Origin of the sequence: Vibrio sp. UCD-FRSSP16_30 (assembly GCF_001676025.1) — a bacterium.
Taxonomy (GTDB): Bacteria; Pseudomonadota; Gammaproteobacteria; order Enterobacterales; family Vibrionaceae; genus Vibrio.
Map to the genome: position 1 here is coordinate 1 of NZ_LZFW01000079.1, position 14,207 is coordinate 14,207.

Annotated in this window: 11 protein-coding genes and 1 rRNA gene; 6 read left to right on the forward strand and 6 right to left on the reverse strand. The window is 41.4% G+C overall.

Features of this window, described 5'->3' with window-relative positions; genetic code table 11:
• From A9260_RS15160 to rluD, 4 genes are all read right to left on the reverse strand, one after another.
• Positions 1 to 290, reverse strand: a 16S ribosomal RNA gene (locus A9260_RS15160); the annotation flags it as partial.
• Positions 291 to 826: 536 nt separating this feature from the next.
• Positions 827 to 3,403 carry an ATP-dependent chaperone ClpB gene (clpB, locus tag A9260_RS15170; protein WP_068700421.1) on the reverse strand — a complete coding sequence of 859 codons (2,577 nt, stop codon included), beginning with the start codon at positions 3,401 to 3,403 and terminating at the stop codon, positions 827 to 829.
• A gap of 103 nt (positions 3,404 to 3,506) precedes the next feature.
• A complete protein-coding gene (pgeF, locus tag A9260_RS15175) occupies positions 3,507 to 4,229 on the reverse strand; it encodes a peptidoglycan editing factor PgeF (RefSeq protein WP_068700423.1) in 723 nt (240 codons plus the stop codon).
• Entirely contained in the window at positions 4,226 to 5,203 is a 978-nt protein-coding gene (gene rluD / locus A9260_RS15180) for a 23S rRNA pseudouridine(1911/1915/1917) synthase RluD (protein WP_068700425.1), read from the reverse strand. Before rluD ends, pgeF begins: the two co-directional genes overlap by 4 nt.
• Before the next feature lie 138 nt (positions 5,204 to 5,341).
• Here rluD and bamD point away from each other — a divergent pair, with 138 nt between their 5' ends.
• The 5 genes from bamD to yjjX all read left to right on the forward strand — a co-directional run bounded on the left by bamD (position 5,342) and on the right by yjjX (position 10,024).
• Complete coding sequence (bamD, locus tag A9260_RS15185; protein ID WP_068700427.1) at positions 5,342 to 6,067, forward strand: outer membrane protein assembly factor BamD; 726 nt, start codon at positions 5,342 to 5,344, stop codon at positions 6,065 to 6,067.
• Between the two features lie 88 nt (positions 6,068 to 6,155).
• A complete protein-coding gene (locus A9260_RS15190; RefSeq protein ID WP_068700429.1) occupies positions 6,156 to 7,607 on the forward strand; it encodes a lytic transglycosylase F in 1,452 nt (483 codons plus the stop codon).
• Positions 7,608 to 7,839: 232 nt separating this feature from the next.
• Positions 7,840 to 8,187, forward strand: a complete 348-nt coding sequence (gene hpf / locus A9260_RS15195) for a ribosome hibernation-promoting factor, HPF/YfiA family (RefSeq protein WP_068700431.1) — start codon at positions 7,840 to 7,842, stop codon at positions 8,185 to 8,187.
• A 130-nt stretch (positions 8,188 to 8,317) separates the two neighbouring features.
• Positions 8,318 to 9,496: a chorismate mutase gene (locus A9260_RS15200; protein WP_068700433.1), complete on the forward strand. Its 1,179-nt coding sequence runs from the start codon at positions 8,318 to 8,320 to the stop codon at positions 9,494 to 9,496.
• 12 nt (positions 9,497 to 9,508) lie between these two features.
• The gene (gene yjjX / locus A9260_RS15205) at positions 9,509 to 10,024 is read left to right on the forward strand and encodes an inosine/xanthosine triphosphatase (protein ID WP_068700436.1); all 516 of its coding nucleotides are present in this window, start codon (positions 9,509 to 9,511) and stop codon (positions 10,022 to 10,024) included.
• A 15-nt stretch (positions 10,025 to 10,039) separates the two neighbouring features.
• On the opposite strand, the gene trpR is transcribed toward yjjX, so the two are convergent.
• Together trpR and A9260_RS15215 are read right to left on the reverse strand one after the other, a co-directional pair.
• Positions 10,040 to 10,336, reverse strand: coding sequence for a trp operon repressor (gene trpR / locus A9260_RS15210; protein WP_068700438.1), 297 nt, complete (start codon positions 10,334 to 10,336; stop codon positions 10,040 to 10,042).
• Positions 10,337 to 10,368: 32 nt separating this feature from the next.
• Complete coding sequence (locus A9260_RS15215; protein ID WP_068700440.1) at positions 10,369 to 12,321, reverse strand: transglycosylase SLT domain-containing protein; 1,953 nt, start codon at positions 12,319 to 12,321, stop codon at positions 10,369 to 10,371.
• Positions 12,322 to 12,534: 213 nt separating this feature from the next.
• Between A9260_RS15215 and ettA the strand changes: the two genes are divergently transcribed.
• Positions 12,535 to 14,202 carry an energy-dependent translational throttle protein EttA gene (gene ettA, locus A9260_RS15220; protein WP_068700442.1) on the forward strand — a complete coding sequence of 556 codons (1,668 nt, stop codon included), beginning with the start codon at positions 12,535 to 12,537 and terminating at the stop codon, positions 14,200 to 14,202.
• The last annotated feature ends 5 nt before the right edge of the window (positions 14,203 to 14,207 follow it).

Genomic DNA, 14,207 nt, shown 5'->3' on the forward strand with positions numbered 1-14,207 from the left:
GTCGCCTTGGTGAGCCATTACCTCACCAACTAGCTAATCCCACCTGGGCATATCCTGAAGCGAGAGGCCCGAAGGTCCCCCTCTTTGGTCCGTAGACGTTATGCGGTATTAGCTATCGTTTCCAATAGTTATCCCCCACATCAGGGCAATTTCCCAGGCATTACTCACCCGTCCGCCGCTCGACGCCCAACAAATCACCCGAAGGGTCAATGTTGTCGTTTCCGCTCGACTTGCATGTGTTAGGCCTGCCGCCAGCGTTCAATCTGAGCCATGATCAAACTCTTCAATTAAAGTTTTTGTGTTCCGAAGAACGGCTCAATGAATACTGACTTCAAAACTGTTCCTTACTCGAAAGTAAGAAGTAATTTTAAAGCTATTACTATTCCAACAGAATAGTAATGAATTGACTGTGCCAATGATTAAAAATCATTGTATTGGTCACTCAGTTCATTGATAAATCTTTTCGATTATCATCAACGAGTGCCCACACAGATTGATAGGTTTAAATTGTTAAAGAGCGTACTTTCGAGGCTTACCTCTCAAGTGGACGGCCATTCTAGCGTTTTGAACCGTAGTGTCAAACACTTTTTTGAATTTATTTTCTATTAAGAAGTTAAACTCAAATGGTTCAGCTAAATAGCCTACTGAAACACTACGAAGCGTTACCGCTGTTGCCGTGTCAGTGGGGCGCATTATAAGAATAAAACGCCCCGTGGCAAGCCTTAAAATCAATTTTCTTTTAAAAAAATATCACTTGTATAGTTTTCAAACAAAGACGTCTATTTTGTAGACTATAAGCCCTGTTTTATATCCCAAATAGATACTGTTAGCTCTGTTTTGTCACTAACTCATCGTTTTCAACAACCAACTCGATTTGAGTTCCAGGAACAAATGCCCCAGACAATAACGATTTAGCTAATGGGTTTTCTATATATTGCTGGATTGCACGTTTTAGCGGTCTTGCTCCGTAAACAGGGTCAAATCCAATTTGAGCAATTTTATCTAGCGCTTCATCACTAATAGAGACTAAGTAGTCTTGAGCTTCTAATCGCTGCACTAATGCTTTTAGCTGAATAGCAGCAATATTGCGAATATGCTTTTGACCCAATGGGTGGAATACAACACTTTCATCAACACGGTTTAAAAACTCTGGGCGGAAATGACTTTTAACCACATCCATCACTCGTTCTTTCATTTGTTCATAAGTTGTATCACCAAATCCCTCATGGATTTGCGTAGAGCCCAAGTTAGAAGTCATGATCAGCACGGTATTTCTAAAATCAACCGTACGACCCTGACCATCAGTCAACCGGCCATCATCTAATACTTGTAATAGTATATTAAACACATCGGGATGCGCTTTTTCTACTTCATCCAATAATATGACTGAGTATGGTTTACGTCGCACCGCTTCTGTTAAGTAACCACCTTCTTCATATCCAACATAACCCGGAGGTGCACCTACTAAGCGAGCAACAGAGTGTTTTTCCATAAACTCAGACATATCTATACGTACCATTGCTTCTTCACTATCAAATAGGAAGTTTGCTAATGTTTTGCATAACTCTGTTTTACCTACACCTGTAGGGCCTAAAAATAGGAATGAACCTATCGGTTTGTTTGGATCAGATAATCCCGCTCGACTACGACGGATAGAATCGGCAACGGCCTCAACCGCTTCATTTTGACCTATCACTTGTTTGTGCAGATCATCTTCCATACGCAACAGTTTAGATTTTTCCGCTTCAAGCATTTTTGCAACTGGTATACCGGTCTGTTTTGACAACACTTCGGCAATTTCCGCATCACCTACTTTATTCTTCAATAATGTCAGTTCTTTTTGTTCTGCTTCTGATGCTAATTGAAGTTGTTTTTCCAATTCAGGAATACGGCCATATTGCAATTCAGACATGCGATTGAGATCGCCAGCTCTGCGAGCAAACTCTATATCTAATCTAGCTTGTTCTAATTCGGTTTTAATATTTTGTGTGCCAGATAGAGAAGCCTTTTCTGCCACCCACACTTCATCGAATTCTGCATATTGGCGTTCTTTATCCGATAACTCGCCATTAATCAAAGCAACACGTTTACGGCTGGCATCATCATCTTCTTTACGCAGTGCTTGTTGTTCCATTTTCAACTGAATGATCTTACGATCCAATTTGTCCATTGCCTCAGGTTTTGAGTCAATTTGCATACGAATCGATGACGCGGCTTCATCAATCAAATCAATGGCTTTATCCGGAAGTTGACGATCAGAAACATAACGATGAGACAGGGTTGCGGCGGCAACAATAGCGGGATCGGTTATATCAACATGGTGATGAAGTTCATACTTCTCTTTTAAGCCACGCAATATTGCAATTGTGTCCTCAACAGAAGGCTCATCAACCAATACTTTTTGGAAGCGACGCTCTAGAGCGGGATCTTTTTCTATATATTGACGATGCTCATCTAATGTTGTTGCCCCGACACAGTGTAATTCGCCGCGAGCTAAAGCAGGTTTAAGCATATTACCTGCATCCATTGCTCCATCGGCTTTGCCTGCACCGACAACGGTGTGCATTTCATCAATAAAGAGGATGATATTACCCTCTTCTTGCGCCAGTTCATTAAGTACCGACTTTAGGCGCTCTTCAAATTCGCCGCGATATTTAGCACCAGCAATGAGTGCCCCCATATCTAATGCAAGAACTCGGCGTCCTTTCAGCCCTTCTGGTACTTCATCATTGATGATGCGCTGAGCAAGCCCCTCAACGATGGCGGTTTTACCGACACCAGGTTCACCAATAAGTACTGGGTTATTTTTAGTTCGACGCTGTAAGACTTGAATGGTTCGACGAATTTCATCATCACGACCAATAACAGGATCAAGTTTGCCCTGCTCTGCTCGAGCGGTGAGATCTATTGTGTATTTCTCTAATGCTTGTCTTTGCTCTTCAGCATTTGGATCATCGACCTTTTGACCACCTGTGATCTTTTTGATCGCCTCGACAATTTTAGCCTCTGTCACTCCTTGAGATTTAAGCATTGGAGCAAGCTGGTTCTTATCGTTAATCGCAGCTTGTAAGAACAGCTCTGATGAAATGTAACTGTCATTACGTTTTTGCGCGAACTTATCGCACAGATTCAGTAATTGAGTTAACGGAGCAGAAATTTGAACATCAGCCGCTAAGCCGCTGACTTTAGGAAAGCTATTGAGTTTGTCAGAGAGTTGAATGCGCAATTGTGCAATATCAACATTTAACATAGTCAGGAGTGGTCTAACGCTCCCTCCCTCTTGGTTTAACAAGGTAAACAAAAGGTGTGTAGGTTCTATATATTGATGATCTCGACCTACAGCCAAAGACTGTGCATCTGAAAGGGCTGTTTGAAATTTGCCAGTTAATCGTTCAAAACGCATATTAGCCTCCTATTAAGCTATTAATGACTATCTAATAGATCAAATGGTAGCTAAGGAGCAAAATTTCAAGTGTGCTATATGTTGGGAGTTTAAAGCGGGAGAACTATTCAATCCATATAAAGCTAGATTGACGCCCTGTAGAAGAATGGCGACGATATGAAAAGAAACGCTCTTCATCTGTATAGGTACACAGATTAGATAAGGTCACAGATTCACATCCGGCCCTTTGTAATCGCAATTTAGCTAATAACGGCAGATCAGCCATCCATTTACCCGGTTTATGCGAATAAAAAGCGACGGTATCATCACTGTTAATATCAATGAATTGCTGTCTTACTTCATCACCAACTTCAAAGGCATCAACACCAATAGCAGGTCCAACCCAAGCAGTGACTGGGCCAGAAAAGTGTTGCAGTGTATTTTCTAAAATTCCACCGACTAAGCCACGCCATCCGGCATGTGCACTTGCTACTTTTTTGCCATCGGCACTGGCAAATAAAACAGGCAGACAATCGGCAGTCATAACACTGCATACAATTCCAGGAACTGATGTCACTAGCGCATCGGCTTCTATCACTTCAGTTGTCGGTTTTGTTAACTCAACAACTACTGTTGAATGAGTTTGATTCATCCAAACAGGTGATGATGGCATCTGACTAAGCTGAGCAAGATGATCTCTATTTTTTTGAACAGTAATAGGATCATCATTAACGTGCATCCCTAAATTGAGGCTGGCAAAATCCCCCGTTGAAAATCCACCAGCTCGCGTTGAACTAATGGATTTAACGCAGTTTTCGACACTCCAATTGGGATGCAAATAACTCACAAATAATCGTCTTCGTTATTTAAGCGAGCATCTTGACGTAGAGCTTCGGTCATTTGAACCATATCATCCGGTACTGGAGCATGGAACTGCATTTCCTCACCGGTTGATGGGTGAACAAACATCAACATAACCGCGTGCAATGCTTGACGATCAAACGAACGAATCATTGTCGTCAATTCCTCAGAAGCCCCTTTAGGGATACGAGCACGGCCACCATAAGCGATATCGCCTAATAGTGGGTGTTGAAGATAAGACATATGAACACGAATTTGGTGAGTACGGCCTGTTTCAAGACGTAATCGAATACGTGTGTGCTCACGGAAACGTTCTGCAACTCGGTAATGCGTTATTGCAGGTTTACCAAACTCACTAACCGCCATTAAAGTACGCTTAGTTGAGTGACGACCAATTGATTTTTCAATCATGCCGCCTGCCGTCATTTTGCCAATAGCAATCGCTTCGTATTCACGAGTGATGCGACGTTTTTGCAAAGTACGAACTAAACGAGTTTGAGTCGGTACGTTTTTAGCGACCACCATCAAACCTGTAGTGTCTTTATCAAGACGGTGAACAATACCCGCTCGAGGCACCTCGGCAATTTGAGGGTAGTAATGCAACAATGCATTTAAAATTGTACCATCTGGAGTTCCTGCACCTGGGTGCACGACTAATCCGCGAGGCTTGTTAATAACTAATAGATCATCATCTTCATAGACAATATCTAGTGGGATATCTTGAGCTTCCCAACGTTCCTCATCTTCGATTTCAGCGAGGATAGCTATCTCTTCGCCGCCCATAACTTTGACTCGAGCTTTGGATACAACGGTACCATCAACGCTGACTTTTCCGTCTAACAACCACTCTTTCAAGCGGGAACGAGAAAACTCATCAAATAATTCTGCGATGGCTTGATCTAGGCGTTGGCCTAGTTGACTCTCTTTTACTGTACTTTTTAACTCTATCTGCTGGGCCATATCGAACTTTTAAAAAAACTGTGGGACTAATGCTTATTTATATGAAAAAATAAACCTTTCCGTTATTGTATCTGCTTAGTCGCCGATTGTAACGGTAACCTACGAAATAATTTAATTAAGCAGGCTTCTCGTTTATACATGAAACATCAAACTTTAGTTGGTCTTTTATCTGTTCTACTGCTCGCAGGATGTAGCAGCAGTGATGAAATTGTACCCGATATCCCGCCCTCGCAGCTTTATGCTGATGCTCAAGCTTCTTTGCGAGAAGGTTCATGGTCGACAGCGGTAGAAAAACTTGAAGCTTTAGATTCTCGTTACCCATTTGGCCCTTACTCTGAGCAAGTACAGTTAGATCTTATCTATTCTTATTATAAAAATGATGAGTTGCCACTGGCCCTTGCGACTATTGAGCGTTTTACTCGCTTAAATCCGACTCATGAAAAGTCAGACTGGGTGCTGTACATGCGAGGCTTAACTCACATGGCGCAAGATCGAAACTTTTTACATGATATTTTTAATATCGATCGCTCAGACCGAGATCCAGAACCGGTAAAACTAGCGTTTTCAGACTTTAAACGTTTACTACAACGTTATCCAAATAGCCCTTACGCGCAAGATGCACAACAGCGCATGGTGGCATTAAAACATCGTCTTTCTGAGTATGACTATGCAACGGCTGATTTTTATATTCGCCGCAAAGCATGGATAGCAGCCGTTAATCGCTGCCAAGAGATCCAACGTAGTTATCCAGATACAGAAGCAGCTCGTAAAGCGTTACGCTTACAAGTTATTGCCTATCAAGAACTTAATTTAGATGATGCTGTTGCTCGAACACAAAAACTTATTGAGCAAAACCCACTATAAATGTTAAATTTAAGGGTGGGATGTTAAATAATTAACGTCCCACCGTAGCTTATATGCTACTTTTTCATAAACCAACACGGAATGTTGTATGAAAAATCTTATAATTGGGCTCTTTGCCCTAGTAATAATATCCTTACCAATACAAGCTCTTGAACTGTCTCCTATACAGCAAGCAACCTATACTGGTGACTACAAAGTTATCAAAGAGAAAGGCGTTGTGCGCGCTTTGGTGGCAGCGGATCTTGGCTTCTATTATGTCGAAGGTGGTAGACCGAAAGGCATCATCGCCGAGCAGTTACATCACTTTGAACTTAGCCTGAAAAAAAAACACCCCTATATGCGAGTCAAAATCATCCCGGTTACTCGAGATGAGCTATTTGATACATTAAATAAAGGCTATGGCGACATCGCAATCGCAAATCTCACCATTACTGAGCGTCGTAAAAAGATTATCGACTTTAGTACACCAATTCTTAACGATGTTAATGAACTTATCCTCACTCATAAACAGTCTCCAAAAATCACATCACTAGAGCAAACCAGTGGTATGGAAGTATGGGTCAGAGCAAGCTCTAGTTACTTTGAAAGTATTCAGTTAATAAATGAACAGCTATCCAGTAATGGTCTAAATCCGATTGCCGTGAACTTTGTTCAAGAAAACTTACAAGATATTGAATTAGTTGAAATGGTGAACCAAGGGATAATACCTGCGACCATAATTGATAGCCATAAAGCTAAACTATGGCTAAACGTCATGAACAACATTCAAATACACGAAGAATTTCCAGTACGCACCAATGGTAAAATTGCTTGGGCACTGCGTCATAACAACCCTGAATTCAAAAAGGTCATCAATAATTACATACGTACAGCCAAGAGGGGCACTCTGCTGGGCAATGTTATTTATGGTAAATACCTACAAGATACCCGCTGGCTTACTCGTGCATTGAACCCTAAAAAAATGGCTAAGCTAGAAAGCTTATCTAAGTTATTTGAACGCTACGGACAAGAGTATGAAATAGACTGGGTGATGCTTTCAGCCCAAGCATTCCAAGAGTCTGGCTTAGACAATAGTAAAGTTTCTCATCGTGGGGCCGTCGGCATCATGCAAGTCCTGCCCGCTACCGCTAAAGACCCCTATATTAATATTCCCAATATTAAACCAGTCGAAAATAATATTCATGCCGGCACCAAGTATCTTCGGTTTATCCATGATCGATACTTTAGTGACTCTGATATTAACGACAATGATAAGGTCTACTTTAGTCTTGCTTCATACAATGCGGGACCTGCCAAGATTCGTAGAATGAGAGCATTAGCGAAGAAACAAGGATTTGACCATAATGTTTGGTTTAACAATGTTGAAATTGTGGCACGAAGAAATATTGGGAGAGAACCGGTGCAGTACGTTGCTAACATTAATCGCTATTACACGATCTATAAACAACTTGGAGAGATCCAAGATGAACGCAGGAAGATTCATGATGATTTAAATAATCAGATTGACCCAGTACGACTGATATTTGATGTGACTGATTAATCTAGCGATTTAGAAAGGTGTGAGTTCGTATTTACTGTTCGATTTATTCATTCAAATTTGACAGTAAATACAACTGATCGCAAGATTTTTCTTATCGAGATATGCAAAAAATCACAAACATTTCATAACGGTTTTCTTAGGTGGATTTATGTGATCTTTATCTCGATTTATTTTCGTAAAAGTCGTAATCTGAACTTAAGCCAAAAAGTTTTATACAGAGGAAACGACTTATATGAAAATAAATATTACTGGTAAAAACATTGAAATCACCTCTGCGATTCGATCTCATATTGAAGATAAATTTAGCAAACTAGAAAAATGGCAAGTTGATATTATTAATTGCAACACCAGCTTCCAAGAAGAGCCAAACAAGAATAAAAAGTTTGAAGCTGTTCTAACCGTACCTAAAGGTCAGCTGGTTGCTTCTGCAATTAATAGTGACCTATACATTGCAGTAAATGAAGTTGAACAGAAGCTAGAAAGACAACTTAATAAGCTTCGTCATAAACCAGAAGCTCGTCGCGCGAGTCACTCTGATGCACCACTAGAGCCGGAAGAAGCTATCACCGACGAAGTATAATTTGAGCGATTATTGATTAACCAATAAAAACAGCGCCTTTATGGCGCTGTTTTTTCTTGACCCTAATTCCCGCCATAGCTTATTGTGATCTCTATATCTTTTTCGTAATCCCCATTTAAAGGAACAAGAAATGGCTGACACACCACTTTCTCTCGACGATATTCGCCACAGACTCAATGCTCTTGACGATAAACTACTTAGCTTACTGTCCGAACGTCGCAATTTGAGTTTAGAAGTTGCTAAAAGCAAAGTGGAAACCTCTAAGCCAGTAAGAGATGCCGATAGAGAACAACAACTATTGGTCAAACTCATTAATAATGGTAAAGAAAAATACCAATTAGATGCGGATTACATTACTAAAGTTTTTTATACCATTATTGAAGACTCGGTATTGTTGCAACAGGCGTACCTGCAAAACCTAGTCAACCCTGCCCTGCAACGTAAGCCACTAGCTCGCGTCGCCTTTCTTGGTGCTAAAGGGTCATACTCACACCTTGCTAGCCGAGAGTACTTTAACCGTCGTAATACCGATCTTATCGAGCTCAATTGTGACTCCTTTAAAGGTATCACCAAAACTGTTGAATCCGGTCATGCCGATTTTGGTGTTCTTCCTATAGAAAATACCAGCTCAGGTTCGATTAATGAGGTTTATGACCTTTTACAGCACACGACCCTTTATATAGTCGGTGAACTGTCTCATCCAATTGAGCATTGCCTATTGTCGACCGAAGATGTGCGCATTGAAGAGATCAAAACGCTTTACTCTCACCCGCAACCTCATCAACAATGCAGTGATTTCCTAGGGCGTCTTAAAGGGGTTAAATTGGAAACCTGTGCTAGCACTGCAGATGCAATGCTCAAGGTGAAAGAGCTTAACCGACCTGATGCAGCTGCAATTGGTAACGCCATAAGTGGTAAGCTCTATGGCCTGCAAAACGTCCAAGAAAATATTGCTAACCAAACAGAAAATCACACTCGTTTTATTGTTGTAGCGCGTAAAGCGGTTTGTGTTTCAGACCAAATCCCAGCTAAAACAACCTTAATTATGTCCACCTCTCAAGAGGCAGGCTCTCTTGTTGAAAGCCTATTAGTATTGCAACGTCACAGCATCAATATCACTAAATTAGAATCTCGTCCTATCATGGGCAATCCTTGGGAAGAGATGTTCTATATGGATTTAGAAACCCACTTAGATTCTCATGCGGCGCAATCAGCAATCAATGAACTGGTAAAAATCACCCGCTATCTCAAAGTATTGGGCTGCTACCCAAGTGAGAACATTAAACCTACTCAAGTTAAAGTGCTTTAAAGGATCATCTAGATGCAAAAGGTCATTGTTGCCTCTTTAAATCCAGCCAAGATAAATGCAGTTGAAAGTGCTTTTAACGAAGTGTTCCCACAACAAGAGTTTATCTTTGAAGGGGTAAGTGTTGATAGTGGTGTTGGTGATCAGCCGATGTCGAATGAAGAAACTAAGCGCGGAGCACAAAATCGAGTATCAAATGCTAAAAAAGCGATTATTGATGCCGATTACTATGTGGGTCTAGAAGCGGGCATTGAAGCTAATGCCACTTTTGCTTGGATGATCATAGAGTCTCACCAGCAACACGGAGAGTCACGCTCTTCAAGCTTGATGCTACCGACCAAAGTATTGAATCTAGTGAAGCAAGGCAAAGAGCTAGGGGATGCCATGGATGAATCTTATGGCACGCAAAACATTAAGCAAAAAGGCGGCGCTATCGGGATTTTAACCAATAACCGCCTCAGTCGCAGCAGTGTTTATCATCAAGCTCTTATTTTGGCTCTTATTCCATTTAATAACCAAGACGCTTTTTAAGATCACCATAAGTCATTAGTCTATAAAGGGCTTCAGAAGACGAGAAACCAATTGTTGCTCTTCTTCTGAACGCCCTTTTAGTTCATTTGAACCCCGAGTAACCGTCGCAATCCCCACTCCCAACTCTTGACTAATCTGCCTTTGTGAACATTTTTCATTCAGCAGTTTATGCAGTATCTTAGCTCGAGTTACTAATGCCTCTTTTTCATCAGGCGTGAGCATAATAGACAATAGTACTTGATGCTCATCCTGCTTAGCAGCCTGAGCTATGGTAGAGAGTAATTTATGCCACTCTTGTTCTTCTGGGTTCATAATGCACCGACTTGTTCTGTAAAACTCTGTTATTAATACTTCATTTCAGCTTCTAAGTCAGATAAAAATGGTCCGTTTTTATTTAAAATCCCGCGATAGTAAACTTCAAACATAAGAATATTTTTAATATATCCACGAGTTTCTGCAAATGGAATGGACTCAATATATGAATAAACATCGACTTTTCCACCAGTCCTCTCACGCCACTGCTGAACTCGATTTGGTCCCGCATTGTAAGCGCCAAATGCCAGTACCCGGTTTCCATCATAGTCATCTAATAACCCAGACAAATAACGACTGCCTATTTCAATGTTTTTACTCACATCAAATAGTTCATCAGCTCCGCTATATTCAATATCATAATGCTTAGCCGTTGAAGATGCGGTCTTAGGCATAATTTGCATTAAACCTCTAGCGCCAACCGGAGACTGAGCATCAATATCCAACGCACTTTCTTGTCGAGCTAATGCCATTAATGTGATCGGATCAACATCAAATTTCTTCGCATAAAAGTTAAACCACCATTGATGAGCAATAGGGAAGCGCAAACTGATGTGATCCCACATTTTTGCTTCAATTGTTGCAATGACCGTTAAGTGATTCCAATGATGTTTAGCCGCATATTGAGCCAGCTCTTTTTTCTGTTCTGAGGTTGCTCTTGCCAGTACCCAGCGCCACTCATGTTTAGCAGCGGTAATTTTATCAACCGCGATAAGCTCTTTGATACGAACTAAGGCATCAGAAAACACCTTAATAGAAGCATGCTGCTGCTTTAATACCGAACTGGTTTTGTATTGAATTGGCTTATCTAAAAAATCTGCAGCAGCAATACTGTAGAAGTTTCGATGACCCAATAATTTTTCCATTTCCGCTTTACCTTGGCTGACTTGCCCCAAAGCAACATCCGTGCGGGCCTGCCAATAACGCCAGCGTTTAGAGTTTTTCTCTTTATCTGGAAGTTTACCAATCCATACCTCTAAGCCTTTCCAGTCTTGATGCTGAATCGCTAAGCGAGCTCGACGCATCAACCATTTAGAGTTAGTGCTATTTAACAATGCATTGTCACGCCACTTTGCCAGTTGCGCATCCTCTGTATTGATAAGGCTATACGCAATATAGTCAGCACTATCTTGATATTCTTTATCGGTAAACTGCTGAGCTTTTGCCACGCTATCCAGTACTTTGATGGCCAGTTCTGGGTTTGCTTCTTGATAAGTAATGCGCTTTAAGGCCGCTAACGTCACTTTTTTATTCACCTTGGAGTGAGGCTGAGAAGTAGCAAACTCTTCTATTTGTGACTTATTTTTATAAAGCTGATAAATAGCATTCGCGTTATCTTTAGTTTTCTCGGATTTAGGTAAGTCTTTTAAGTGATTGAGCAATCGCCCATTACGACTAACAAACGCCAATTCGATACGTTGCAATATCAGCTCATCTTTACGTAAGCCTGCTTCGTCCCATGCTTTAAATAGCGCATTACATTCATTGGCAACACTTGAGCCACTTAACCATAAATTTGAGGCCCCTTTGAATGCCTCAACACTCTTCCCCACTTGATACTGAGCAAAGTAATAACTGCACTGATAACTTTGCATGCGAGGTTTTTTCACCTGAAACTGATAAAAACCCTGCCAGTCTTCTGCTTTTACTAGAGCATCAAGATACGCACCACGCACTGTTTGAGAAAACGGATAGCGATGGTTGTCCTTGATATATTTATCCACTTCACTTGGCGTTCTCTGATCCAAATCAGCCATATACATACGGTAATCTAAATACGGAGTAAGAGGATAATCGTTTAGCTGATCTCGAAGCGATTGATATTGAGAAAAATCTTTTTGATTAATCAGAGTTTGAGCCTGATCGTAGATATCACGTTGTTGCTGTAGCTTTGATGAAACTGGTGATGCAGATCCCGATGATGCGGAGATTGATAATGACACCATCCCAACACCAATCCCTAACCATTTTATAAATGCTGCCATGCTTATCTCTTTTTGATGATGAGAATTCTTATTTGCCTATATTCATAATACGCAACAAATGATGAACTTTGTAAGAATCAGGTAAATTACTATTGAGGATTTCAACAACTGATGATTTTGCGCGACTCACGGTAACAAAAGTAGGTAGCATGGTATAAAATAGAGCTTTGTTTCTAGGGTTTATAACCCCATTAAATACAGGATATCTAGGTAATGGCTGAATACGTCTATACCATGTCTCGGGTGAGCAAAATCGTGCCACCAAAACGTCAAATCCTTAAAGACATTTCTCTAAGCTTTTTTCCAGGTGCCAAAATTGGCGTACTCGGTCTAAATGGCGCAGGTAAATCAACATTACTACGCATCATGGCCGGTATTGATACTGATATCGATGGTGAAGCACGTCCACAGGCAGGGCTAAAAGTAGGTTATCTTCCACAGGAACCTAAACTAGACGAATCTAAAACTGTACGTGAAATTGTAGAAGAAGCCGTTGCTGATGTTGCGGGCGCAATGAAACGTCTTGATGAAGTTTATGCCGCTTACGCAGAACCTGATGCTGACTTCGATGCTCTAGCAAAAGAGCAAGGCGATCTTGAAGCACTTATCCAAGCAAAAGATGGTCACAATTTAGAAAACTCACTTGAGCGCGCCGCAGATGCGCTGCGTCTACCTGAGTGGGATCAGAAGATTGAAAAACTATCTGGTGGTGAACGTCGCCGCGTAGCGATTTGTCGTCTACTTCTAGAAAAACCAGATATGTTACTTCTTGATGAACCAACCAACCACTTAGATGCAGAATCTGTCGCGTGGCTAGAACGTTTCCTTGTTGATTACACAGGAACCGTAGTTGCGATTACCCATGACCGTTACTTCCTTGATAATGCAGCGGGTTGGATTCTTGAGCTTGACCGTGGTGAAGGTATTCCATGGGAAGGTAACTACACTTCTTGGCTTGAGCAAAAAGATGCGCGTCTACAACAAGAAGCATCACAAGAGAGTGCTCGTCAAAAGACTATCGAGAAAGAGCTGGAGTGGGTTCGTCAAAATCCTAAAGGCCGTCAATCGAAATCTAAAGCACGTATGGCTCGCTTTGAAGAACTACAAAGTGGCGATCGTCAGAAACGTAACGAAACTAACGAACTGTTTATCCCGCCAGGTGAACGCCTAGGTGATAAAGTTATCGACGTGAAGAACCTGACTAAGTCATTTGATGGTCGCGTACTTATCGATGACCTATCATTCTCTATGCCTAAAGGGGCGATTGTCGGTATTATCGGTGCTAACGGTGCAGGTAAATCAACTCTATTTAAGATGCTGAGCGGCACTGAGCAACCAGACTCTGGTACGGTTGAAATGGGTGATACGGTTAAACTGGCTTCTGTTGAGCAGTTTAGAGATAGCATGGATGATACTAAAACAGTATTCCAAGAAATCTCGGAAGGCGCTGATATCATTAAGATCAACAACTTTGAAATTCCGGCGCGCGCATACTGTTCACGCTTTAACTTCAAAGGCGCTGATCAACAAAAAGTAATTGGTCAACTGTCTGGCGGCGAGCGCAACCGTGTTCACTTAGCTAAGCTTCTTAAAACTGGTGGTAACGTGTTACTACTCGATGAGCCAACCAATGACCTTGACGTTGAAACACTACGTGCACTAGAAGAAGCTCTACTTGAGTTCCCTGGCTGTGCCATGGTTATCTCGCATGACCGTTGGTTCCTAGATCGTATTGCGACTCACATCATTGATTACCGTGATGAAGGTCAAGTTAACTTCTACGAAGGTAACTACAACGAATACATGGAATGGCTGAAGAAGACTCTTGGACCTGAAGCGGCTGAACCTCACCGCATTAAGTACAAACGTGTCGCTAAATAATTAGT

Excerpts from the sequence above, each read along its gene's own strand:
- clpB (WP_068700421.1), bottom strand. The coding sequence starts at position 3,403 with ATGCGTTTTGAACGATTAACTGGCAAATTTCAAACAGCCCTTTCAGAT.
- rluD (WP_068700425.1), bottom strand. The coding sequence starts at position 5,203 with ATGGCCCAGCAGATAGAGTTAAAAAGTACAGTAAAAGAGAGTCAACTA.
- bamD (WP_068700427.1), top strand. The coding sequence starts at position 5,342 with ATGAAACATCAAACTTTAGTTGGTCTTTTATCTGTTCTACTGCTCGCA.
- A9260_RS15190 (WP_068700429.1), top strand. The coding sequence starts at position 6,156 with ATGAAAAATCTTATAATTGGGCTCTTTGCCCTAGTAATAATATCCTTA.
- hpf (WP_068700431.1), top strand. The coding sequence starts at position 7,840 with ATGAAAATAAATATTACTGGTAAAAACATTGAAATCACCTCTGCGATT.
- A9260_RS15200 (WP_068700433.1), top strand. The coding sequence starts at position 8,318 with ATGGCTGACACACCACTTTCTCTCGACGATATTCGCCACAGACTCAAT.
- yjjX (WP_068700436.1), top strand. The coding sequence starts at position 9,509 with ATGCAAAAGGTCATTGTTGCCTCTTTAAATCCAGCCAAGATAAATGCA.
- trpR (WP_068700438.1), bottom strand. The coding sequence starts at position 10,336 with ATGAACCCAGAAGAACAAGAGTGGCATAAATTACTCTCTACCATAGCT.
- A9260_RS15215 (WP_068700440.1), bottom strand. The coding sequence starts at position 12,321 with ATGGCAGCATTTATAAAATGGTTAGGGATTGGTGTTGGGATGGTGTCA.
- ettA (WP_068700442.1), top strand. The coding sequence starts at position 12,535 with ATGGCTGAATACGTCTATACCATGTCTCGGGTGAGCAAAATCGTGCCA.